Consider the following 22,408-nt stretch of genomic DNA (forward strand, 5'->3'; position numbering starts at 1 on the left):
TCACTGTCTTTGCGCGTGAGTCTCCAGGACCCGCTGATTGATCGTGAAACCCAGGCCAGGCCTGTCCGGGATCTCTATCATACCGTCCTTCACGGACACAGTGTCCTCGACCAGGTCATGGATCATCGGATTTGCGCCAAGGGAATATTCGATGACGAAGCTTGCCGGGGAAGCCGCGCACACGTGCAGGCCGGAGAAGAAGCAGGGCGCACCGGCCCAGAGATGCGGTGCGAAACGAAGGTTGAAGGCGCTGGCGAGCGAACCGATGCGCATTGCCTCGGTAATGCCGCCGCAAAAGGCGGGGTCCGGCTGGAATATGTCGGCGGCCCGAAGCATCGCAAGATCTCGGAAGGCAAAACGCGTCGCCTCGCTCTCGCCGGCAGCGATCGGCACGTTCCCGGCGGCCCGCACCTCCGCCATGCCAGGCTTGTCATCGGCTATCACCGGTTCCTCGAACCAGGCGAGGTCGCAATCGGCAATCATCTGGATGAAGCGCTTCGCTTCGGCAACAGTATAGGTGCCGTGAGCATCGACCATCAGGTCGACGTTGGGGCCGACAGCCTTGCGAGCCGCCCGCACGCGCGATGCCGAGACATGCGCCGCACCATCCATCGCACCGACGCGCATCTTGACTGACTTGAAGCCGCCGGCCGCGATATAGGACCGGAGTTGATCGCCGATCCGGTCGGCGCTCTCCCAACCGCCCGAGGCATAGGCGGGCAATCGGTCCGCCTTGCGGCCACCCAACAGCTTCCAGACCGGGACGCCGAGCGACTTGCCGAGAATGTCCCAGAGCGCGATATCGACCGCGCTGATCGCCGCGACGGAAAGACCACGTCGCGCGATCTCCGGCATAGCGTGACCCGAACTCGCCGCGGTCTCGTGGCGCACGCCGTTGTAGAGCATCTCCCATATGCTGGAGATGTCGGCAGGATCGCGGCCGATGAGCTTCGGCCCTACCTCATGATTGATCATGTGGACCAGCGTGCCATAGGTGCCCGCGCTGCCCGCGGCATTCTTGCCCTCTCCCCAGCCCACGATGCCGTCGTTCGTTTCGATACGCAGGATTGCTGCATCAAAGGTCGTCAATCGGCCGAAGTCGCTGCGGTGCTGTCGACTCGCCTCGATGGGAATCTTAACCCACCAGGCCTCTACGGTCTTGATACGCATGTCTCGGATCCCCGCTCCCCACGGCCCTCCGCGGGCCGCCGGCATATGTCTTTCCGTTCATTGTTTGATCAGCGGCAGGATTGTCTCAGCGGTGATCCGCATCTGATCGTCATAGAATTTCTCGGTGAGAAGGCTCGAGCCGTGGTCCTGGATAAATTTCAGTTGCTCGGGAGGAATGTCGACAGGGTTGCGCTCGACCATCTCCGGATATTTGGTGGCGGGCGTCCGGTCGACCGGAGCGACGAACTCGTTGGTGACCGCGCCGTCGTAACCGATCTCCTTCAGCGTACCGATGATCTTCGGCCAATCGAGGTGGCCGAGACCGGCGGCGAAACGATTGTTATCGGCGATGTGGAAATCGAACAGGCGCTCTCCGGCGAGCCGGATCGCCTCATATATGTCTTCCTCTTCGATATTCAGGTGGAAGGCATCCAGACAAACCCCGCATTCGGGGCTGACCGCGTCGGCGAGCGCCAACGCCTGGGCGGCGCGGTTGAAAAAATAGGTCTCGAAACGGTTGAGCGGTTCGACGGCAATGCGCACGCCCCGCTTCTGAGCGTGGGCAAAACACTCCCTGGTGGCATCCACCACCCATCTCCACTCTTCCTCCTCGGTTCCATCCGGCACCACCTTGCCGACCGTCGCAGGTACGAGCGTGAGGATCTCCCCCTCGAGTTCGCTGATCATGGTGATGACGCTCTTGACATAGTCCACTGACCTGGCGCGCTGTCCCTCATCCCTGGCGGCAAGATTTCGCTCGCCGAGCGTCAGCGTAACCGCGCCCCAGCAGCGGATGCCATGCTCCTTCAGCAGCGCACGAGTCTCCTTCACGTCGTATTGTGTCGGCTCGCCGGATATCTCGATGCTCTCGTAGCCGTATTTCTTGATGCGCTTCAGGGTGACCGCGAGCGGTTCGGCCCGCATCCAGTTGTGTGTCGAAAGATGCATGAGGTTTCCTCCTATATTTTGCGGCCACGCTCGATAGCCGCTTGGCATCGAAACGTACCTTGTCGCTGGCCACTATCGTTCCCCCGGCGGAAATCTGGTTTGGCCAATTCTTATTGTTACAAGGTCTAGCCTAAATCCAGAGCCTCTGCAAGATGACCCCAGAAGCACCGAGGAAGCCGCCAAATATCGTGGTTTTTACCGCCGTATACCGAATGCTCGCTCCCAATGGCGCGGAAAAGCAGCTTGACCAAAGCCGCCGCTTTGGTATGACCAGATGTGAAAAATTTAGACGCTGGAGCCGCAAGCAGTGGCAAACCACGAGGGGGAGAGATGAAGATCGGCATGTGCATGTTCCTGTGGACGACAGCTGTCGGCCGGAAACACGAGAGACTGTTGCGCGACATCAAGGACACCGGTTTTGATGGGGTCGAGATCCCCATCTTTTCGGGCACACTCGATGACTACCGGCACCTGGGGGACTTGCTTGACCGGATCGGCCTGGAACGGACCGCAGTTTCCGCCATGGGCGACCCGCAGATGAACCTGATCGCTCCCGACGCGGCAACTCGCCGACGCGGAATTGATTATGTGAAATGGGCGATCGACTGCAGCGATGCGCTTGGCGCGACAATGCTGAGCGGGCCGCTGCATTCGACGCTCGGCAAATTTTCCGGAAGTGGGCCAAGCGCGGCAGAACTCAAGCGCTCGGTTTCCTCGCAGTTGGCGATCGGCGATCATGCAGCAAAGCACGGCGTCACTATCGGACTTGAGGCGCTCAACCGCTTCGAATGTTACCTGTTCAACACGATGGACGACCTTGCGGCCCATATCGATGCGGTCGGGCATCCGAATATCCGCGCCATGTACGACACATTCCACAGCAATATCGAAGAAACCGATCCTATCGGCGCTTTCACGCGCAATAGTGACCGCATCGTGCATGTCCACATTTCGGAGAACGACCGCGGCGTACCAGGGCGCGGCAACATTCCCTGGGCGGAGACGTTCAGGGCACTGCGCGCGAGTGGCTACGACGGATGGCTGACAATTGAAGCCTTTGGTCGGGCGCTCAAGGAGCTCGCTGCGGCGACAAAGGTCTGGCGCGACTTTTTCGAGACACCGGAATCGGTCTATCGCGAAGGCTACCGTCATATCCGCGACGGATGGCGGGCGGCGGCATAACCGCCAACCCACCAGAAGTTTCGATCTCGCCGGCTGCACCGCTCGGGAGAGCGCGAACACGGCCGCGCCACCAGGAGGAATGTAGGCGCTCATGCTGCTCGCGAAAACCGCCGGTTTCTCAAGCTTGCCGACGAGACTGCGTTTTCAGCGCGCCCATCTCGTGCCTCAGCCGATAGCCATCAGGCTCGCATTGCCGCCGGCAGCCGCTGTATTGATCGAGGTCGACACTTCTTCCAGCAGCCAGTTGAGGCAATAGGCCTCCGGGTCTCTCGCGAGTTCCTCGCTCGTCGCGGCCTGGACCAAGAGAAGCGGGCCGGGCAGCGCGGCGATCTTCCGGTTGACCGAAAGAACTCTGTCGCGGTCCCCTTCGACGAGCGCACCCGAGAAGGGTCCGTCTTTCTCCCAATCCGAGGTCCAGGAGACACGGCTCGCGACGGTCGCGGGAAGGTCTGCCAGCACCGACTTCGATATGGACCCTGCATCCACGACGGTGTGGTTGCCGGTCGAGAGCGCTGCGGCGATCTGGCGATGCAGCCCGCTTTCGGTCTGTGGCACGAGCAGGATACGGCCGCGCGGATGGAGCGCATAGAGGTTGCGCTCGCCGACGGGGCCGGTGAGTTCGCGTTCGAGCCCGAGCGCCGAGCGGCTCGCATATCCGCGTGCCGCTTCCCCTTCCGCCGTCAGGCCCTTCTTGTCGAGCCAGACGATGTAATCGCGAAGGGCAAGGTCGGTATGCACCGAATCCTGCTGCGGCGGCACGGGCGCGCGCTGCACCAAGCGGCCGATATAGAGCGGACCGCCGGCCTTCGGACCGGTTCCCGAAAGGCCGCGGCCGCCGAAAGGCTGCACGCCGACGACCGCGCCGATGATGTTGCGGTTGACATAGAGGTTGCCGGCCTTGATGCGGCTCGTCACATGGGCGATCGTTTCGTCGAGCCGGGTGTGAAGCCCGAATGTCAGGCCGTAACCCGATGCGTTGATGTCGTCGATCAGGCGGTCGAGCCCGTTTCTCTTGAAGCGGACGACATGCAGGACCGGCCCGAAGACCTCCTTCGTCAGGTCCGAGAGCGATTTGATTTCGATGATCGTCGGCGGAACGAATGTCCCGGCCGCAGCACTTTCCGGCAGCGGCAGCTGCTCCACCTTGCGGCCGGCGGCCCGCATCGCTTCGATATGCTGGTCGATCTCCGCCTTCGCACCGTCATTGATGACAGGCCCGACATCGACACTCAAGCGATCCGTGCGGCCGATCGTCAGCTCACGGAAAGCGCCCTTCAGCATGGCGAGCGTTCTGTCGGCCACATCGTCCTGAAGGCAGAGGACGCGCAGCGCCGAGCAGCGCTGGCCGGCGCTGTCGAAGGCCGATGTCACGACGTCGGCCACCACCTGTTCGGCCAAAGCCGAGGAGTCGACGATCATGCCGTTCTGGCCGCCGGTTTCGGCAATCAGCGGGATCGGCTTGCCGGTCGCCGACAGGCGTTCGGCAAGCTGCGCCTGGATCATGCGCGCGACCTCGGTCGAGCCCGTGAACATGACACCTGCCGTCTCCTGGGCGCCAACCATGCCCGCGCCGAGGCGGCCGCTGCCGGGCACGAACTGCAGCGCGCCGACCGGCACGCCGGCGTCGTGGAGGATCTTGACGCTCTCCGAGGCGATGATGGGTGTCACGCCGGCGGGTTTGGCCAGCACAGGATTGCCGGCGACCAGGGCTGCCGCAACCTGGCCGGTGAAGATCGCCAGCGGGAAGTTCCACGGACTGATGCAGACGATCGGTCCGAGCGGCAGATGCGACGGCCCAAGGGTCTTGCGGGCCTGATCGGCGTAATAGCGGAGGAAATCAACCGCCTCGCGCACTTCGCCGACTGCGTTGGCCGCGGATTTGCCGGCCTCACGCATGACGATGCCCATCAGCACCTTGATGCGAGCCTGCATGATATCGGCTGCGCGGTCGAGGCAGGCGGCGCGCTCAGCCGGCGGCACGGCCGCCCATTGCTGCGCATATTCGGCGGCCATCGCAACGACGCGGGCGGCATCCTCGGCTTTCACTTCGGTGACCGCGCCGACGACATCGCTGTGATCCGCAGGATTGAGGACATCGCGCGTCACTCCGTCGGTCGAGCCGTCGGCGAGAATCGGAAGGGCATGCCATGGCGTCCCAGCCGTGGAGACGAGCGCCTGCCCCAAGTCCGCGAGCGTCGCTTCATTCGACAGATCAAGGCCACTCGAGTTGACGCGGGCGCTGCCGTACAGAGCCTTCGGCGCTGCGATCTGCACATGCGGTGCGCCGACGACGGGCATGGCCGCGACGGTCTCGGCCGGATCGGCGATCAGTGCCTCGACCGAGACATTCGGATCGGAGATGCGGTGCACGAAGGAGGAATTGGCGCCGTTTTCAAGCAGGCGGCGGACGAGATAGGCAAGCAGCGTCTCATGCGTCCCGACGGGTGCATAGATGCGGCAGGGCCGGTCGAGCTTTTCCTTGCCGACGACCTCGTCATAGAGCGGTTCGCCCATGCCATGCAGGCACTGGAACTCATATTTGCCGACCGCGAAATCGGTACCCGCCAGATGATAGATCGTGGCGAGGGTCTGCGCATTGTGGGTGGCGAATTGCGGGAAGACGGCATCGGCGGCGGCCAGCAGCTTGCGAGCGCAGGCGATATAGGCGACATCGGTATAGATCTTGCGGGTATAGACCGGATAGTCGTCGAGACCGTCGAGCTGGGCCCGCTTGATCTCGGCATCCCAATAGGCGCCCTTGACCAGACGCACCATGATCCGGCGCCCGGAGCGGCGCGCGAGATCGATGATGTAGTCGAGAACGAATGGGCAGCGCTTGCCATAGGCTTGGACGACGAAGCCCAGCCCGTTCCAGCCGGCAAGTTCCGGGACGAAGCAGAGTTCTTCGAGGAGATCGAGCGAAAGCTCCAGCCGATCGGCCTCTTCGGCATCGATGTTGAGACCGATATCATAGGACTTGGCGAGAACGGCGAGCGCCTGGACCTTCGGCAGCAGTTCGTCCATCACCCGGCCGGCCTGCGCTCTGCTATAGCGAGGATGCAGGGCCGAAAGCTTGATCGAGATGCCAGGGCCGTCATAGATTCCCCGCCCTGCCGCAGCCTTGCCGATGGCATGGATCGCCTTTTCATAATCCTTGAAATAGCGTTCGGCGTCGGCGGCGGTCGTCGCCGCCTCGCCCAGCATGTCATAGGAATAGCGGAAGCCGCGGGCTTCGAGCGGCCGGGCGCGCTTCAGCGCCTCCTCGATCGTTTCACCGGTGACGAACTGCTCGCCCATCATGCGCATCGCCATGTCGACGCCGCGGCGGATGACCGGTTCGCCGGCACGCGCGATCAGCCGCGTCAGCGCCGCCGACAGGCTGCGGTCATTGACCGTCGAGGTGAGCTTGCCGGTGACGACGAGACCCCAGGTGGCGGCGTTGACGAACATGGATTTGCCGCCGCCGATATGCGAGGTCCAGTTGCCCTCGGCGACCTTGTCGCGGATCAGCGCGTCGCGGGTGTCCGTATCGGGAATGCGCAGCAGCGCTTCGGCAAGGCACATCAGCGCCACGCCTTCCTGGCTGGAAAGCGAATATTCCTGGACCAGCCCTTCGACGCCGGTGCCCTTGTGTTTGGCGCGCAGCGCCTCGATCAGAGTCCGGGCCGTGCTGCGAATATCATAACGCTTGGCCTCGGAGACGCGTGCGGCGGCAACGAGCGGCGGCAGGCATTCGGTTTCGGGGCGGCGATAAGCGGCCGTAATCGCCTGGCGAAGCTCCGACTGCGGCCGGATCGGCGGCGCAAAGGCCGAGAACGGCGCGCCATTGGAATTGGATGACGTGTTGTCGATCGCTGCGTTCAGCATGGAGGTCCCTATCAATCGATATCTGGTTTAACGGATGAATGAGACGCCTGGTTCATCGTCCCAGTCAGCATCATCCGTGACGGCTGGGCCGGAATATTCCGTTTCGCGAAGCGGGCGCGCCGGCTTGTCGCGTTTGAGGGTGAGCGCTGCCGCGACGGCCCTTATCGCCACCGGCCGGTAATGAGCGATAAGGTCCGGCTTCTCGTCGTCATCTTGTTTTTCCCTAGCCATGCATGACCCCATTTTTCCGGTGGCGCCGATCCGATCCTGGCGATCGTCAAGCGCCTGCGCCTTCCATCCCATCGTCGACGCATAAGGTATCACAGATCGCCGACCACGATCTCACTTGATTTTCGCCATTTTCAGTCTGTATGAACTTATTAAATCATATCCGAGAGTTCAAATGGCTAGCGAACCCGACATCTTTAGTGAATTGGACCAGTTCGACAGAAAGATCCTCGCCGCGCTTGCCGAGGACGGGAGATTGTCGATCACAGATCTCGCCGCGCGCGTCGGGCTCTCGAAGACACCCTGCCAGATTCGTTTCAAGCGGCTGATCAGCGAAGGATATATCGAAGGCTTCAAGGCCGTCCTCAATCCGGCGAAAATGCAGCTCGACCATATCGCCTTCGTCGAGGTGAAGCTCTCCGACACCCGCGAGGATGCACTGAGAAGCTTCAACGAGGCCATCAAGAAAATCAGGGAAGTTGAAGAGTGCCACATGATCGCCGGCAGGTTCGACTATCTCCTGAAAATCCGTACCCGCGACATCGGCCGCTACCGCCGCGTGCTGGGCGAACGCATCTCGACGCTTCCCCACGTTGCCAACACATCGACGAATGTCGCGATGGAGACGATCAAGGAAGGCTGGGACAAGTTCGGTTCGAGTCTTTCGTGATGTGATGCATGGAACATTGCGACCAGCTGCCGCCGATCCGGCGACAGAAGGTTCGCCGATGATTGAATAGGCGAGGCCGGTATCGGATCTCACATCTTCAGCCAGCGACAGGCAGCGGCGCATCTGGATTGACCAGGCTGGCCTGACGAATTTCGTGCCAGAAATCCGCCGGAATTACCTCCGCGAGTGCCGCGCGATCCTCAGCGATGCGCTCGGGCTTGCTCGCACCGGGAATGACCGCTGCGACCGCCCGATGGCCGTGGGAGAATTGCAGCCCAGCGGCCTTCATGCTCACGCCATAGCGATCGGCGATTGCCTTGATCCGCGCCACCTTGTCCAGGATTGCAGGTGTCGCCGGGGCATACTCAAAGTTTGGGCCGCCCACCAGCGCTCCGGAACTGTAGGGGCCGCCGACAACGATACCGAGTCCACGTTCGACCACCTGAGGCATGACGCGCTGAAGGGCTCGGTCATGGTCGAGCAACGTGTAACGGCCGGCGAGCAGAAAACCATCAGGGCGTGGACCTTCCAGCGCGAGCAGCAGTTCGATCGGCTCGACACGATTGACGCCGAGGCCCCAGGCCTTGATCACGCCTTCGTCGCGCAACCGGTCCAGAGCTTTGAAAGCGCCCTTGCGTGCGCTTTCGAAAACGCTCAGCCATTCGTCGCCGTAAAAATCCTGGGCAACGTCATGGACGAAGGCGATCTCGATATGATCGGTGTTCAACCGCTTCAGGCTGTCCTCGATCGAACGGAGGGTGGCGTCTCCCGAGTAGTCGTTGACGACCTTGTTGGGGCGACCGTATTTGAAGACATCGCCCTTCTCTCCGAGGTCGCGACTGCTGACATCCTCGATCTCGTCGAGGATGATCCGGCCAACCTTGGTGCTGATCACATATTGGTCGCGCGGCTTATCCGCAAGCGCCTGGCCCATGCGGATCTCCGCGAGGCCGGCGCCATAGAACGGCGCATTGTCGTAGTAGCGAATTCCATCATTCCAGGCGGCCTCGACGGTTGCCAGCGCCTCTTCCTCCGGAATATCGCGGAACATGTTGCCAAGTGGGGCTGCGCCAAAGCCGAGCTTGCTCGGCAGAATATCCTTGAGAGTCATCATCTTATCCTTTCGTTGGGTCCGTTTGGATGAAGAGATAAAGAAGCTGGATCACCAGGGGGCCGCGAGGCTTTGCAGGATATGCGAAAAAATTCTTAGATCAGGCAAGCAAACGTAGAATCGCAGCCCTAAAGGCGGAAATGTTTCCGGATTGGCAGGGCTGGTCATGCAGAGATTGGAAAATGGGATCGCCTGGCAACCCCATTCGACATCGTCCCCTAAGCGACACTGCCACCCTACAAGAATTTTCAGCAAAATCAAAAGCGATGGCGAGCGCCCGGTTGGAAGGCAAGAACGGTCAGAAGCTGACCGGTGAGGTACCCGCCCGGGTGTTGCCAAAGGCGTGCACCGAACGGCGTCTCCCGGACTCGGCCTGCAATCAACCATGCAACGAGGCCGTCAGCCAGGCGGCGGCGAGGTTGCGCGCATTGCTTCGCTTGGCCTTGATCGGAACGATCACGTTATAACGGTCTTCGGCGACAAGCTCGCCGCCGTCGGCCTGCACTAGGGTTCCGTCTTCCACGAAGGTACCGATCAGCATTCGCCACCCGAGGGCGATCCCCTGGCCCGCGCGGGCGGCGGCGATGGTTTCGGTATAGTGATTGAAACGAAGCGACGGCTTGAACTCGACATTGGCGCCGGTCAGGGAAAACCATTGCGACCAGCTGTACCAGGAACGGTCGACGACATCAGTTTCGATGAATTCGTCGCCCGAGCCGAGTGGCCCATTGCCCCGACGCTTGAGATAATCGGGTGAACAGACGGGAGTGATGATGTCGCCGCGCGAAGCGATGACGGTTCCGTCGCTGAAGGGCGGCATGCCGTAGCGGATGGCGACGTCGATCTCTCCGTCGTCGAGAGCGAACGGGCTGTCCTGGGATATGACCCGCACCAGAATGCCGGGATTGGCCCGGCGGAATTCGGCAAGCCGCGGGAGCAGCCAGAAGGAGGAGAAGGCGACGGTCGCGCCGATCGTTACTACGTCCTGTCCGCGCGACCGGATCGCTTCCACGCTCTCGGCGATATCGGCAAGACTCTTGGCAAGCGTCGCGCCAAGGCTGACGCAGGCGGCCGTCGGTTCGATTGACCGATGCTTGCGCAGGAACAGCGGCTGGCCGAGTTCCTCTTCGAGAGCGGCGATCTGTCGGCTGACCGCAGCCTGTGTGACGCCGAGTTCGTTCGCAGCAAGCGTGAAGCTTTTCCGGCGCAGCACCGCTTCCAGCGTCACCAATGCGGTCAGTGAGGGCAATCGTCTTCGAAACTGCATTCGATCCTCATCACATGAGAAAATATTATGCGAGCCTGATTTTTTATGCCGTTGAAATCTCCTAACTGCAAGCGCAATCTAGGGAAACTCTCCCATAAGAGGTTTTCATGCTAAACAAGCTTCCATCTTCCATTTCAGCCCTTCTCGACGCCCGCGCCGACGGCCACTCCCAGCCGGCGGGCCTCTACACCAGGGAAGATGTGTTCGAAGCTGATATCGACGTCTTCTTCCACAAGCACTGGATCTGCGTCGGCCTCGACTGTGACGTTCCCGAACCCGGCGACGCGACGGTGATCGACATCGGCAAGACGAGCCTGATCCTTCTGCGTGACGACGACGGCGAACTCCGCGTCCTGCACAATGTCTGCCGCCATCGCGGCTCCCGCCTTCTCGATCCGGGCAAGACGATCGTCTCGAAGCTCGTCTGTCCCTACCACACCTGGACCTATGAACTGACGGGGGAGCTTAGCTACGCTCCTCATATGGGCAAGGATTTCGACAAGGACTGTCGGGGCCTAAAACGCGTGACCTTTAAGTCCATCGGCGGGCTGATCTATGTCTGCCTCTCCGACAATCCGCCCGAAGACATCGCTCTCCTCGAGCGGACGATGGTCGAGCGGCTGGCGCCGTACGACATCCGCAACGCCAAGATCGCCCACCAGGTCGACGTCATCGAGGAGGGCAACTGGAAGCTGACGATGGAGAACAACCGTGAGTGCTACCATTGCTCCGCCAACCATCCGGAACTCTGCGTCTCCTTCGTCGATCTCGACTTCGGCTTCGACCCGGAGACCCTGAGCCCCGAGGATCGCGAGCAGGCCGAAGAGCATTTCCGGCTCTACCAAGAGCGGACCAGGGCATGGGAAGCCGATGGCTATCCCTCGGCTGCCGTCGAACAGCTCGTCGACTGCGCCACCAACTTCCGCACGCAGCGGCTGATCATAGCAGGAGCCGGCGAATCCCAGACCCATGACGCCACCGCCGCATCGTCGAAGCTGCTCGGCCGCATGACCCGCAAGGATCTCGGCGATACCCATCTCTGGGGCCACAACAGCTGGAACCACTTCATGGGCGACCATGCGGTCGTAGCCGTCGTCATCCCGCTCTCGGCGGGCAAGACGCTCGTCCGCACCAAATGGCTGGTGCACGAGGAGGCCGTCGAAGGGATCGATTACGGCCTCGACAAGCTGACGGATGTCTGGAACGCGACGACGGATCAGGATGCAGACCTTGTGGCCCGCTCGCACGCCGGCACGCTCGACCCCGCTTATCAGCCCGGCCCCTATTCCCGCTTCTCCGAGACGAACCTCGACAAATTCGCCACCTGGTATATCGATCGGATGCGCGCCCATGGATACTAGAAGCCCACAGGTATCGATCAAAAAGGCTGCCCCCGCTGCGCTCTGGAACCCCGAGGAAGACGACACGCTCGTCTGCCTCGACGTCCAGCAGGAGACCCACGACGTCAAGACCTTCACCTTCGCATCGCCCGAGGGGAAGCGGTTCGCGTTCAAGGCGGGGCAGTATTTCCTGTTCGACCTCGATCATAATGGAGAGGCCGAAAGCCGCTGTTACAGCATCTCCTCCTCGCCGCATCGCACCAACGCCTTTTCGGTAACGGTGAAGCGCGTTCCCGGCGGCAAGATCTCCAACTGGCTGCACGACACGCTGGTTGTGGGGGCATCGGTCAAGGCGAACGGCCCCCTCGGTCATTTCGTGCGATCGGAGACGGGACGCAAGCTGCTGCTGCTGTCGGGCGGCTCCGGCATCACGCCCGTGATGTCCATCCTGCGTGAGATCGCGGACAGCTGCGAACCCGCCAATGTCGTCTTCATGCACGGCGCACGCAGGCCGCAGGATCTGATTTTTCGAGACGAGCTTGCCTGCATCGCCCGCAGACTGAAAGGTCTTCGGCTGCACCTTCTGCCTGAGACCGTCGCGGGCGAAGCATCCTGGCCGGGGCTATCCGGCCGTATTTCGGCGGAGTATATGCGGCTTGCCGTTCCCGACATCGCCGAGCGCACCGTGATGTGCTGCGGCCCGGCGCCGTTCATGGCGGCGGCGCGCCGCATCGCTGGCGAACTCGGCGTACCCGCCTCGAACTATGTGGAGGAAAGCTTCGACGCCGCTGTCATCGACGAGCCGGAGATACCCGCGGTAAAGGAAGCGGTTATCAAGGTCTTTCAGGTGAGCTTCTCCAAGCAGGCCCGCAGCATCGAGGTCTCCGGCGACCAAAGCGTGCTCTCCTGCGCCAAGAAAGCGGGCGTCCGGATTCCATCCTCCTGCGCGAACGGCGTCTGCGGCACCTGCAAGTCGAAGCTGATCTCCGGCACAGTCGACATGAACCACAATGGCGGAATCCGCCAGAGAGAAATCGACGCCGGCTTGTTCCTGCCCTGCTGCTCCAAGCCGCTCAGCGATCTGATCATCGAGCGCTGAACGACCCTCCCTGGTCACGTCGAAGGGCGCGGAGCGGCTGGACAACTTTCCTGGGAGGATATCTAATGATTGCTATGTTCAGTGCGCTCTCGAAGCCGCCGCGCGATGCTGCGAGGGCGTCTGTCCGAATGTCCGCTTGAACGTCCTCGTGAATTGCGAGGCATTTTCGAAGCCGACATCGAGCGCGATCTCGATCAGCGGCGCCTTCGATTGGGCAAGGATCGATTTTGCCCGCTCCATGCGGACACGATTATAGGCCTTGGCAGGCGACATGCCGGTCTTGTCGATGAAGATCCTCTCCAGCTGCCGCCTTGAAAGCCCTACCATGGCGGCGAGCTTCTCGATCGGCATGCTGCCATCGACGAACTGCTCCATCGTGATCATCGCCGCCTTGACGCGGGCATCGTCATAGTCGTCGTAGAGCGGGCGCCTGGGTTGAATGTCGGCCGGAGCCCGGGCCTTCTCGATCTGCAGCACTTCAAGCGCGTTTCGTTCGGCATCGCGGCTGATGTATTTCCTGACCAGCAGCGCCGCCATATCGGCACTGCTGCTGCCGCCGGCGCAGGATCCACGCTGGCGATCGAGATTGAAGAGCCGGTCGGAGCGAACGCTGAGATCGGGGAAGCGCTCGCGAAACTCCCTGTAATGCAGCCAGCTCACGCAGGATTCATGCCGCTTCATCAGGCCCGCGGCGGCAAGGATGAACGTACCGGTGCACACGCCAATCAGCGGCACTTTCTTGGCGTCCGCCTGTTTGAGGAAGGCGATGGTCTGCTGGTCGACGGGATTCTCCACCGTCAGAAGCCCCCCGACCACGACGATGTAGTCGAAGCGGGTGGGATCGACGAAGTCAGACGTCGGAGCGACCTGGACGCCGCAGCTCGAGGTGATCAGATGCCGCGTGCTGCCGATCACCTGCCAGTCGGCAAGCACCCGTCCGGAACGGTCCTGCTCGTCGCTGGCAAGCCGCAGCGTGTCCACGAAGAGCGCAAAAGCGGACAGCGTGAAGGACCGCGACAAAACGAACCCAACCTTGAGCCGGGCGGTCTGTTTTTTGCCATCGTCTGCCGACCGATGCTGCTCAGGTCGCATGGTCATTTCCCGTCCTCCAAAACGCGCTCATCGAATCCAAACCCCATGCGCCAGCGGATCGTGATTGTCGATCAAAAATGGTGTTGTGCCCGATCACCCGCGCCCAGCCTCCGAGCGCGGACGGTATCCAGGCATAAGATCAAAGGACTTCACGACCTCTTCCACCCTTCTCAAGCAAGCAGGGCTCGCCGTCAAAGATCGATCAGAACGATTCATACCACAATGGCCAGCGGGGCATTTATCAAAGTCGCGCTATCGAGCGTCCTGATCGCGCCGTAGGTCGCTCCTCCAATGCCGGTCACCGCAGGGGAAAGCGGATAGCGAGAAGGTATCGCTGGCGACACCCTGAGCGCCGCTGTCGCTGTTCCTGAGCGAACACGCGCGATCCAACCCGTGTCGACCATCGCAGGATCCTTCGACGCGGGTGACGGTTGCAACGTGTGGTGCCGGCATCGAGGCGCATTCTCGAACATCGGAAGTCGAATATCGAGCGAGAGCTATCGTTTGCTACCGTCCAACAACTGGACCGGAAGCGCCGGCACCGCAGTTAGCGAAGCTTCAAGCCGCGAGAGCGCCGCTCTTCTTGGCGGTCCAGGTCGCGATATAGTCCATCAGACCGGGCGACAGGCAGTCATAGGGCTCGAGGCCCGACGCCCTCAGCTGTGCGCGGACGGCATCCATCTTCGAAGGGTCGAAGCCGCTTTCGATGATCGACGAGACGAAGGCCGCAAAGGTCGGCTTTGCCCAGCCGCTTTCCTGGAAGCGTTCCGGATGGACGAAGGACAATCCCTGGAAGGGGTGTTCGCGCTCGACTGGACCGTACATATGCACGCCGCACTCCTTGCACGCGTGGCGCTGGATCAAGGCCGCCGAATCGACGACCGCGAGCTTGTCGCCGTTCTCCAGCACCTCGACATTTTCGGTCGGCGCCACCGCCACGACTGAGAAGACGGCACCTTTCGGCTTCCAGCACTTAGTGCAGCCGCAGACGTGGTTGTGGGCGATGTCGCCCCTGATCCTCACCTTGACCGGATTGCTCGCGCAGTTGCAGACGAGCGTTCCGCCAGCGAAAGCAGCGTCGGTCGCTCGAAAGCCTGAATCCACTGCCGGATGAATGGCTATGCTGGTCATTGCTTCTCTCCTTCCCTCCCTGGCCGTTTGCGAAATGCCCGGCCGAGCTCTGCAATTTTTATCCCAGCCTCTGCGCATGCCAGCGCAGATGGTCCTCCATGAATGTCGAAATGAAGAAGTAGGAATGGCCGTAGCCTTCCTGCATGCGAAGCGTGAGGTTGATTTCAGCCGCCTCACAGGCTGCTTTCAGCTCGGCGGGGCGCAATCCATCCTCCAGAAAGCTATCGGCCGTTCCCTGATCGACGAAGAGTTCCGGGAAACGATAGCCATCCTCGATCAGCGAGCAGGCATCATAGGCCCGCCACGTCTTTTCATCGGCTCCGAGATATTTCCGGAAGGCGGGCTTCGACCAGCCGGAAACTGAGGGGTGGCTGATCGGCGCGAAGGCCGAGCAGCTGCGGAAGCGGTCGGGGTTCTTGAGCGCGATGGTGATCGCGCCGTGTCCGCCCATCGAATGACCGAAGATCCCCTGGCGGTCCATATCGACCGGGAACTCGGCCGCGATCAGCTTCGGCAGCTCTTCGGCGATGTAGCTGCACATGCCATAATTCGCAGCATAGGGCGGCTGGGTGGCGTCGACGTAAAAACCGGCGCCCTTGCCGAACTGCCAGTTGTCGGCCTCGTCGGGAACATGGTCTCCACGAGGGCTGGTATCCGGGCAGACGATGACGAGACCGAGTTCGGCGGCAAGCCGCCGATACTCGCCCTTGTCCATGACATTGGCATGCGTGCAGGTCAGGCCGGACAGATACCAGAGAACCGGCAGATTGCCTTCGGCGGCCTGCGGCGGCACGAACACAGCAAAGGTCATGTCGCAATCGCACGCCTCGGAGCGGCTGACGTAGACGCCCTGGGTACCGCCATAGCACTTGTCGGTCGAGATCGTCTTCATCGCTTAATACAGCACCACGCCGCGGATGCTTTCTCCCTTGTGCATCAGGTCGAAGCCCTTGTTGATGTCTTCAAGCGGCATGGTGTGGGTGATCATCGGATCGATCTGGATCTTGCCCTGCATGTACCAGTCGACGATCTTCGGAACGTCGGTGCGCCCGCGTGCGCCGCCGAAGGCCGTGCCCATCCAGTTGCGGCCGGTGACGAGCTGGAACGGACGCGTCGAGATCTCCTGGCCGGCGCCGGCAACGCCGATGATCACCGATTTGCCCCAGCCGCGATGCGAAGCTTCCAGCGCCTGACGCATGACCTTCGTATTGCCGGTGCAGTCGAAGGTGTAGTCGGCGCCGCCGATCAGGTCGCCGCCCCGTTTGGTCATGTTGACCAGATAGGGGACGATGTCGTCGCCAACGTCCTTCGGATTGACGAAATGCGTCATGCCGAACTTTTCGCCCCATGCCTTGCGATCCGGGTTGATATCGACGCCGATGATCATGTCGGCGCCGGCCAGCCGCAGGCCCTGGATGACGTTCAGGCCGATGCCGCCAAGCCCGAAGACGATCGCCGTCGATCCGATCTCCACCTTGGCCGTGTTGATGACGGCGCCGATGCCTGTGGTGACGCCGCAGCCGATGTAGCAGACCTTGTCGAAGGGCGCGTCGGGATTGATCTTGGCGAGCGCGATCTCGGGCAGCACAGTGTAATTGGCGAAGGTCGAGCAGCCCATATAGTGATGGATCTTGTCCTTGCCGATCGAGAAGCGGCTCGTACCATCCGGCATCACGCCCTGACCCTGGGTGGCGCGGATCGAAGTGCAGAGATTGGTTTTGCGCGACGTGCAGGAATAGCACTCGCGGCATTCCGGCGTGTAAAGCGGAATGACATGGTCGCCCTTCTTGACCGAGGTGACGCCCTGGCCAACATCGACGACGATGCCGGCGCCCTCATGGCCGAGAATGGCGGGGAAGAGGCCTTCCGGATCGGCGCCGGAGAGAGTGAAATCATCGGTGTGGCAAATGCCCGTCGCCTTGACCTCGATCAACACTTCGCCGGCCTTCGGGCCGTCGAGCTGCACGGTCATCACTTCGAGCGGTTTTCCTGCCTGAACGGCAACGGCGGCGCGAACGTCCATTTGATAATCCCTCCTATTAAACTGAATTCAGTGGCTGCGTATGCGGATAAACGATCTGGTTCGGCCTCGCCCGGTCATCCCGGCTCGACCTGGCACCAAACCGCCAGAAGAGGCTGGGCCGTGCATCTTATCGCGAAGGATTGCCCGGCATCGTTTGCAAAGACTGTGCCGGTAGCGGCAGAAAACCATTGGGAATCGCCAAGGCAGATTTCTCCCGGCGAAAGCAGGATGAAGGCGCGCGGCTGCGTCTGAACGTGATCGGGGAACCGGGTGTAGCGATCCATATAGATGACGCCGACCCTGAGATCGGCGCGCTCCTCCATGCCGCCGGGACCGACCACGACCGCATGGGAGTGCGTATTGCCGAAATTCAGGCTGGCAAACGGCCCGGAGCGGCCGCGTCTCCAGAGCAGCTTGTCGGCGAGACTCTGGAACTGGCCGGCGATCGCCTCATATTTCCGTCCCGACTTTGCAAGATGGCGGACGGCATCGTCGAGCCCTTCGGGCACGCCGGGAAGAGGCCCGCCCTCCGGGCGCACCTTTCCTGTTTTCAGCAGCCGCTGAAGGACCTTGCCCGCAACGAAACTGGCGACGGCAGGAGCTTCCGCCGACAGCATCAGGCCGCCGACGTCGTTGAGGAATTCCTGCAGCGGCCGAGGCCGCCTTTCCCTGCCGATGTCGTGCAGCCGTATATATGCCGGCTTCTCGTCATCGTTCAGAAGAAGGTCGGCACCAGGTTTGATTGGACGTCCCACCGCGCGCGCCACGTTCGGTCTCCCCGCTCAGAGCGCCTTTTCGAGTTCCGGCAGGACCTCGAAGAGATCGGCGACGAGGCCGTAGTCGGCGACCTGGAAGATCGGCGCCTCCTCGTCCTTGTTGATGGCGACGATCACCTTCGAGTCCTTCATGCCGGCCAGATGCTGGATCGCCCCGGAGATGCCGGCCGCGATATAGAGATCGGGCGCCACCACCTTGCCGGTCTGGCCGACCTGCCAGTCGTTCGGCGCATAACCGGCATCGACGGCAGCGCGGCTGGCGCCGACGGCCGCCCCGAGCTTGTCGGCGACCGGCAGAATGACCTCCTTGAACTTCTCGGAGGAGCCGAGCGCCCGGCCGCCGGAGATGATGATCTTCGCCGAGGTCAGCTCCGGACGTTCCGACGCCGACAGCGCATCGGAGACGAAACGCGACAGCCCCGGATCGGACACCGCCGGGATCGCCTCGACGGCGGCAGAACCGCCTGCCGGCGCGGCGGCGAAGGAAGCGGTGCGCACGGTGATGACCTTCTTGGCATCGCTTGCCTGCACCGTCTGAATGGCATTGCCGGCATAGATCGGCCGCTTGAAGGTATCGGATGAGACGACCTCGATGATCTCCGAGACCTGGGCGACGTCGAGGAGGGCTGCCACCCGCGGCAGCACCGTCTTGCCGACCGAGGTCGCGGCCGAGACGATCGTGTCATAGGAGCCGGCGAGCGAGACGATCAGGTCGGCGAGCGGTTCGGCCAGATTGTTGGCAAGCGCGTCGCTTTCGGCAAGCAGCACTTTAGAGACGCCGGAAAGTTTGGCGGCCGCATCGGCCGCAGCCCTGGCACCCTTGCCGGCGACGAGAATGTGAATGTCGCCGCCGATCTGGGTTGCGGCGGTCAGCGCCTTGGTGGTCTGGTCGGAGAGGCTCGAATTGTCGTGATCGGCCAGAAGAAGAATGGTCATGATGGTTGCTCCTGTTCTTGCCCGATTACAGCACGCCGGCTTCGTTCTTCAGCTTGTCGACCAGCTCAGCGACCGACTTGACCTTGACGCCGGCCTTGCGGCCGGACGGTTCCTCGGTCTTCAGCACCTTCAGCCGCGGCGTCGTGTCGACGCCGAAATCGGCAGGCGCCTTCTTGTCGAGCGGCTTCTTCTTCGCCTTCATGATGTTCGGCAGTGAGGCGTAACGCGGCTCGTTCAAGCGCAGGTCGGTGGTCACCACCGCCGGCAGCTTGATCTCGATCGTCTGCAGGCCGCCGTCGACCTCGCGGGTGACGGTCGCCTTGCCGTCGCCGATCTCGATCTTCGAGGCGAAGGTCGCCTGGGGCATGCCGAGCAGCGCCGCCAGCATCTGGCCGGTCTGGTTGGAATCGTCGTCGATCGCCTGCTTGCCGGTGATGACAAGCCCCGGCTGTTCGGCTTCGGCGATCCCTTTCAGGATCTTGGCGACGGCGAGCGGTTCGACGGCATCGTCGGTCTCGACCAGGATCGCCCGGTCGGCGCCCATGGCAAGTGCCGTCCGCAGCGTCTCCTCGGCCTTGGCAGGACCGATCGAGACTACCACCACTTCCTCAGCCTTGCCGGCTTCCTTCAATCTCAGCGCCTCTTCTACCGAGATCTCGTCGAACGGGTTCATCGACATCTTCACATTGGCAAGCTCGACACCCGTGCCATCCGGCTTCACACGGATCTTCACGTTGTAGTCGACAACCCGCTTGACGGGCACGAGAATCTTCATTTGCGAACCTCTTTATATCTTCAATGGCCGCCGTCAGTGCGGCTGTTCGGCAAGCAGTGCCCAGAAGGCGAAGAACGGTGTATCGACCGATCTCATGGCATGTTTGATTCCGGGGATATTGTAGAACGATCCGCCGATCCCAGGCGAAAACCAGTCCCCCTCCCCTTGTCGAAACTCTCCCTTGGAAAGCACGAGATAGACTTCCTCCGGCGCATGGTCGTGGTCGGGATAGCGCACGTGAGGCGCCATCAACGTCACGCCGAGCCACAGGTCGTTTCGCTCCTCCAATCCGCCCGGGCCGATGATCAAGGCATTGGCATGCCCATCGACGAAATTGTCGCTGGCCGTGTGGTCATACTTGGTGCGCCGATGCCATTCAAGCATTGGCTCGATGCCTCTGAAACCCTCGATCAATCGCGCCAGGCAAGCATAGGACGTATCGACCGAGAGCGCCATATCGAGCTGATCACAGACGGGCAACCGGCTTCCTTTTCCTGCCCGCGCGCTCCCCGGACGCTCCAGCGCCGCAAAGATCTGACCGATCGAACGGCGGGCTTCTGGAGCTTTCGCGAACTGATCGAAAGCCACATTCGCCGCCTCCAGGAAGTGCTGGAGGCTTTCATTGCGCAAGTTCATCTCAACCCCTCCCGAGACGATCGGCCGGCGATCCGGCTGCTGTCGCGATCATAGATCCTTTGCGATGCGCAGAGCGTCATAAATGGCGGCATGCGTATTGCGCGCAGCGACGGCATCGCCGATGCGGAACAGCTGGAACCGCCCCTCGGGATTGCGAACGACGGACTGGGGCTTTCCCGAAAGGAGCTCGTCGTGCGAGACCTCGCCGAGATTGCTGGAACTGGGCTTCAGCTCGAAATAAAGCTCGTCGAGGGGGATGGTGCCATGATTGACGACGATCTGGTCGTAACTGTGCTCCCGGGCAATTCCACCATAATCGCTGCCGACATGGGCGACGAGCTGGTTGCCGCTCTTTTCGACTGCTTCCAGACGGTAGGTGACGGTAAACGTCACGTCATGCTTCTGGAGCGAGCGCATATAGGGCACCAGGTTCATGGCCATGACCTCGGGCGCGAAGGATCGGTCCGGTGTCATGATCTCGACCTTGGCTCCTGCCCTGGCGATAAATTCAGCGGCCTGAAGGCCGGCATGGTCGCCGGCGTCGTCGAAGATCAGCACATTGGTTCCAGGCTTCACGTCGCCGGAGATGATGTCCCAGGAGGAGACCACCAGTTCGTTGCCTCTTGAGAGAACCTCGGTATGCGGCAGGCCGCCGGTGGCGATGATCACGACATCGGGCTTCTCCGCCTCGATCGTGTCGGCTTCGGCCCAGCTATTGAAGTGGAAGGTGACATCGTATTTCTCACACTGGCTCATGCGCCAGTCGATGATACTGATCATTTCCCTGCGGCGCTCGCTCTGGGCAGTCAGCCGGATCTGACCGCCGGCATTGTTCGCCGCTTCGAAGACCACGACCTCATGGCCGCGCTCTCCGGCGACACGCGCCGCCTCCAGACCGGCCGGGCCGGCGCCGACGACGACGACCTTTTTCCGGACATTGGCCTTCGTCAGGATATGCGGCATGGTCAGTTCGCGGCCGGTGGCGGCGTTGTGGATGCAGTAGGCGGCCCCGCCCTGGTAGATGCGGTCGAGGCAATAGTTGGCACCGACGCAGGGGCGGATATCCTCTTCCCGCTTCTCGATGATCTTGCGGACGATGTGCGGGTCCGTCATGTGGGCGCGGGTCATGCCGACCATGTCGACTTTGCCGGCTGCGATGGCATGACGCGCCGTGGCGACGTCGGGAATCTTCGCGGCATGGAAGGTCGGGAAGTTGGTCGCGGCACGGATTTCGCCGGCAAAATCCAGGTGCGGCGAGTTGGCCATGCCCTGGATGGGAATGACGTCGGTCAAACCCGCGTCCGTATCGATGTGACCGCGAATGACGTTCAGATAGTCGATGAGCCCGCTGTCGCGCAACCGCTTCGAAATCTCTATGCCTTCCGCCTGCCCGTTGCCGCCGGGCAGACACTCGTCGGCCGTATAGCGCACGCCGAGGATGAATTCGTTCCCGACCCTCTCGCGGATCGCCTTGAACACGTCGAGACAGAAGAGCATCCGGTTTTCGAGCGCACCGCCATAGGGGTCGTCGAGTTCGTTCGTGAGCGGAGACGCAAATTGGTCGATCAGGTGGCCGTAGGCCTCCAGCTCGATTCCATCCATGCCGCCCGCCTTCATCCTTTCGGCCGCGTCGGCGAAATCCTTGATGATGCGCTTGATGTCCCAATCTTCCACCTTCTTCGGGAAGGCGCGATGCGAGGCCTCGCGATGATGCGATGGGGCGACGACCGGCAGCCAGTCTCCCTTGTCCCAACGCGTGCGCCGGCCGAGATGAGTGAGCTGGATCATGATCGCCGCCCCCTCCTCGTGCACGGCATCGGTCATTTCCCTGATCCAGGGCACGATCTCGTCCTTATAAGCCAGCAGATTGTTGAAGACCGGCGGGCTGTCCCTGGAAACCGCGGCAGAGCCCGCCGTCATCGTCAAGGCCACCCCGCCCTTCGCCCGCTCCACCGCATAAGCCCGATACCTCTCCTTCGGCATGCCGTCCTCGGGATAGGCCGGCTCGTGCGAGGTCACGATGATACGGTTACGCAGCGTCAGATGCTTGAGCTGATAGGGCTGAAGAAGGGGGTCGTTCGACATGGACGGTGGTTCCGGATTAAAACATTGAAGCAGACGGTAAGGACGATGTACACATGTGTCAACAATGAAAAC

The 22,408-nt window shown here is 61.8% G+C and carries 19 protein-coding genes; 4 read left to right on the forward strand and 15 right to left on the reverse strand.

Features of this window, described 5'->3' with window-relative positions; translation table 11 throughout:
• Both J0663_RS23760 and J0663_RS23765 read right to left on the reverse strand, forming a co-directional pair.
• Positions 1-1,170 (reverse strand): mandelate racemase/muconate lactonizing enzyme family protein, encoded by a 1,170-nt coding sequence (locus J0663_RS23760; RefSeq protein ID WP_207245384.1) that lies wholly within the window; start codon positions 1,168-1,170, stop codon positions 1-3.
• A 57-nt stretch (positions 1,171-1,227) separates the two neighbouring features.
• Positions 1,228-2,118: a sugar phosphate isomerase/epimerase family protein gene (locus J0663_RS23765; RefSeq protein WP_207245385.1), complete on the reverse strand. Its 891-nt coding sequence runs from the start codon at positions 2,116-2,118 to the stop codon at positions 1,228-1,230.
• Positions 2,119-2,448: 330 nt separating this feature from the next.
• On the opposite strand from J0663_RS23765, the gene J0663_RS23770 reads away from it, so the two are divergent.
• On the forward strand, positions 2,449-3,300 hold the full coding sequence (locus J0663_RS23770; RefSeq protein WP_207245386.1) for a sugar phosphate isomerase/epimerase family protein: 852 nt from the start codon (positions 2,449-2,451) through the stop codon (positions 3,298-3,300).
• Positions 3,301-3,465: 165 nt separating this feature from the next.
• On the opposite strand, the gene putA is transcribed toward J0663_RS23770, so the two are convergent.
• Together putA and J0663_RS23780 are read right to left on the reverse strand one after the other, a co-directional pair.
• Positions 3,466-7,167, reverse strand: coding sequence for a trifunctional transcriptional regulator/proline dehydrogenase/L-glutamate gamma-semialdehyde dehydrogenase (gene putA, locus J0663_RS23775; protein WP_207245387.1), 3,702 nt, complete (start codon positions 7,165-7,167; stop codon positions 3,466-3,468).
• Positions 7,168-7,194: 27 nt separating this feature from the next.
• Positions 7,195-7,398: a hypothetical protein gene (locus tag J0663_RS23780; RefSeq protein WP_207245388.1), complete on the reverse strand. Its 204-nt coding sequence runs from the start codon at positions 7,396-7,398 to the stop codon at positions 7,195-7,197.
• Positions 7,399-7,570: 172 nt separating this feature from the next.
• Here J0663_RS23780 and J0663_RS23785 point away from each other — a divergent pair, with 172 nt between their 5' ends.
• Positions 7,571-8,065 (forward strand): Lrp/AsnC family transcriptional regulator, encoded by a 495-nt coding sequence (locus J0663_RS23785; protein WP_207245389.1) that lies wholly within the window; start codon positions 7,571-7,573, stop codon positions 8,063-8,065.
• A gap of 97 nt (positions 8,066-8,162) precedes the next feature.
• Here J0663_RS23785 and J0663_RS23790 read toward each other — a convergent pair whose 3' ends face one another.
• Together J0663_RS23790 and J0663_RS23795 are read right to left on the reverse strand one after the other, a co-directional pair.
• On the reverse strand, positions 8,163-9,176 hold the full coding sequence (locus tag J0663_RS23790) for an aldo/keto reductase (RefSeq protein WP_207245390.1): 1,014 nt from the start codon (positions 9,174-9,176) through the stop codon (positions 8,163-8,165).
• 379 nt (positions 9,177-9,555) lie between these two features.
• Entirely contained in the window at positions 9,556-10,443 is an 888-nt protein-coding gene (locus tag J0663_RS23795; RefSeq protein ID WP_207245391.1) for a LysR substrate-binding domain-containing protein, read from the reverse strand.
• A 107-nt stretch (positions 10,444-10,550) separates the two neighbouring features.
• Between J0663_RS23795 and J0663_RS23800 the strand changes: the two genes are divergently transcribed.
• Together J0663_RS23800 and J0663_RS23805 are read left to right on the forward strand one after the other, a co-directional pair.
• A complete protein-coding gene (locus J0663_RS23800; protein ID WP_207245392.1) occupies positions 10,551-11,804 on the forward strand; it encodes an aromatic ring-hydroxylating oxygenase subunit alpha in 1,254 nt (417 codons plus the stop codon).
• Complete coding sequence (locus J0663_RS23805) at positions 11,794-12,882, forward strand: FAD-binding oxidoreductase (RefSeq protein ID WP_207245393.1); 1,089 nt, start codon at positions 11,794-11,796, stop codon at positions 12,880-12,882. Before J0663_RS23800 ends, J0663_RS23805 begins: the two co-directional genes overlap by 11 nt.
• Before the next feature lie 78 nt (positions 12,883-12,960).
• Here the strand turns inward: J0663_RS23805 and J0663_RS23810 are convergent, their stop codons facing one another.
• The 9 genes from J0663_RS23810 to J0663_RS23850 all read right to left on the reverse strand — a co-directional run bounded on the left by J0663_RS23810 (position 12,961) and on the right by J0663_RS23850 (position 22,336).
• On the reverse strand, positions 12,961-13,974 hold the full coding sequence (locus tag J0663_RS23810) for a GlxA family transcriptional regulator (RefSeq protein WP_207245472.1): 1,014 nt from the start codon (positions 13,972-13,974) through the stop codon (positions 12,961-12,963).
• Between the two features lie 558 nt (positions 13,975-14,532).
• On the reverse strand, positions 14,533-15,105 hold the full coding sequence (gene gfa, locus J0663_RS23815; RefSeq protein ID WP_207245394.1) for an S-(hydroxymethyl)glutathione synthase: 573 nt from the start codon (positions 15,103-15,105) through the stop codon (positions 14,533-14,535).
• Between the two features lie 58 nt (positions 15,106-15,163).
• On the reverse strand, positions 15,164-15,997 hold the full coding sequence (gene fghA, locus J0663_RS23820) for an S-formylglutathione hydrolase (protein ID WP_207245395.1): 834 nt from the start codon (positions 15,995-15,997) through the stop codon (positions 15,164-15,166).
• A gap of 3 nt (positions 15,998-16,000) precedes the next feature.
• Positions 16,001-17,128, reverse strand: a complete 1,128-nt coding sequence (locus tag J0663_RS23825) for an S-(hydroxymethyl)glutathione dehydrogenase/class III alcohol dehydrogenase (protein ID WP_207245396.1) — start codon at positions 17,126-17,128, stop codon at positions 16,001-16,003.
• A gap of 74 nt (positions 17,129-17,202) precedes the next feature.
• On the reverse strand, positions 17,203-17,895 hold the full coding sequence (locus J0663_RS23830; RefSeq protein ID WP_207245397.1) for a dimethylsulfonioproprionate lyase family protein: 693 nt from the start codon (positions 17,893-17,895) through the stop codon (positions 17,203-17,205).
• Between the two features lie 15 nt (positions 17,896-17,910).
• Complete coding sequence (locus tag J0663_RS23835) at positions 17,911-18,840, reverse strand: electron transfer flavoprotein subunit alpha/FixB family protein (protein ID WP_207245398.1); 930 nt, start codon at positions 18,838-18,840, stop codon at positions 17,911-17,913.
• A 25-nt stretch (positions 18,841-18,865) separates the two neighbouring features.
• Positions 18,866-19,615, reverse strand: a complete 750-nt coding sequence (locus tag J0663_RS23840) for an electron transfer flavoprotein subunit beta/FixA family protein (protein ID WP_207245399.1) — start codon at positions 19,613-19,615, stop codon at positions 18,866-18,868.
• Between the two features lie 33 nt (positions 19,616-19,648).
• Positions 19,649-20,251, reverse strand: coding sequence for a dimethylsulfoniopropionate lyase (locus J0663_RS23845; RefSeq protein WP_207245400.1), 603 nt, complete (start codon positions 20,249-20,251; stop codon positions 19,649-19,651).
• A 48-nt stretch (positions 20,252-20,299) separates the two neighbouring features.
• Positions 20,300-22,336, reverse strand: a complete 2,037-nt coding sequence (locus J0663_RS23850; RefSeq protein ID WP_207245401.1) for an NADH:flavin oxidoreductase — start codon at positions 22,334-22,336, stop codon at positions 20,300-20,302.
• Positions 22,337-22,408 lie beyond the last annotated feature (72 nt).

Source organism: Rhizobium lentis, from assembly GCF_017352135.1.
Lineage (GTDB): Bacteria > Pseudomonadota > Alphaproteobacteria > Rhizobiales > Rhizobiaceae > Rhizobium > Rhizobium lentis.

Coding starts and splice junctions, on each gene's coding strand:
- J0663_RS23845 (WP_207245400.1), bottom strand. CDS start 20,251: ATGAACTTGCGCAATGAAAGCCTCCAGCACTTCCTGGAGGCGGCGAAT.
- J0663_RS23785 (WP_207245389.1), top strand. CDS start 7,571: ATGGCTAGCGAACCCGACATCTTTAGTGAATTGGACCAGTTCGACAGA.
- J0663_RS23805 (WP_207245393.1), top strand. CDS start 11,794: ATGGATACTAGAAGCCCACAGGTATCGATCAAAAAGGCTGCCCCCGCT.
- fghA (WP_207245395.1), bottom strand. CDS start 15,997: ATGAAGACGATCTCGACCGACAAGTGCTATGGCGGTACCCAGGGCGTC.
- J0663_RS23800 (WP_207245392.1), top strand. CDS start 10,551: ATGCTAAACAAGCTTCCATCTTCCATTTCAGCCCTTCTCGACGCCCGC.
- gfa (WP_207245394.1), bottom strand. CDS start 15,105: ATGACCAGCATAGCCATTCATCCGGCAGTGGATTCAGGCTTTCGAGCG.
- J0663_RS23795 (WP_207245391.1), bottom strand. CDS start 10,443: ATGCAGTTTCGAAGACGATTGCCCTCACTGACCGCATTGGTGACGCTG.
- J0663_RS23760 (WP_207245384.1), bottom strand. CDS start 1,170: ATGCGTATCAAGACCGTAGAGGCCTGGTGGGTTAAGATTCCCATCGAG.
- putA (WP_207245387.1), bottom strand. CDS start 7,167: ATGCTGAACGCAGCGATCGACAACACGTCATCCAATTCCAATGGCGCG.
- J0663_RS23810 (WP_207245472.1), bottom strand. CDS start 13,974: ATGCGACCTGAGCAGCATCGGTCGGCAGACGATGGCAAAAAACAGACC.
- J0663_RS23850 (WP_207245401.1), bottom strand. CDS start 22,336: ATGTCGAACGACCCCCTTCTTCAGCCCTATCAGCTCAAGCATCTGACG.
- J0663_RS23765 (WP_207245385.1), bottom strand. CDS start 2,118: ATGCATCTTTCGACACACAACTGGATGCGGGCCGAACCGCTCGCGGTC.
- J0663_RS23780 (WP_207245388.1), bottom strand. CDS start 7,398: ATGGCTAGGGAAAAACAAGATGACGACGAGAAGCCGGACCTTATCGCT.
- J0663_RS23840 (WP_207245399.1), bottom strand. CDS start 19,615: ATGAAGATTCTCGTGCCCGTCAAGCGGGTTGTCGACTACAACGTGAAG.
- J0663_RS23835 (WP_207245398.1), bottom strand. CDS start 18,840: ATGACCATTCTTCTTCTGGCCGATCACGACAATTCGAGCCTCTCCGAC.
- J0663_RS23770 (WP_207245386.1), top strand. CDS start 2,449: ATGAAGATCGGCATGTGCATGTTCCTGTGGACGACAGCTGTCGGCCGG.
- J0663_RS23825 (WP_207245396.1), bottom strand. CDS start 17,128: ATGGACGTTCGCGCCGCCGTTGCCGTTCAGGCAGGAAAACCGCTCGAA.
- J0663_RS23790 (WP_207245390.1), bottom strand. CDS start 9,176: ATGACTCTCAAGGATATTCTGCCGAGCAAGCTCGGCTTTGGCGCAGCC.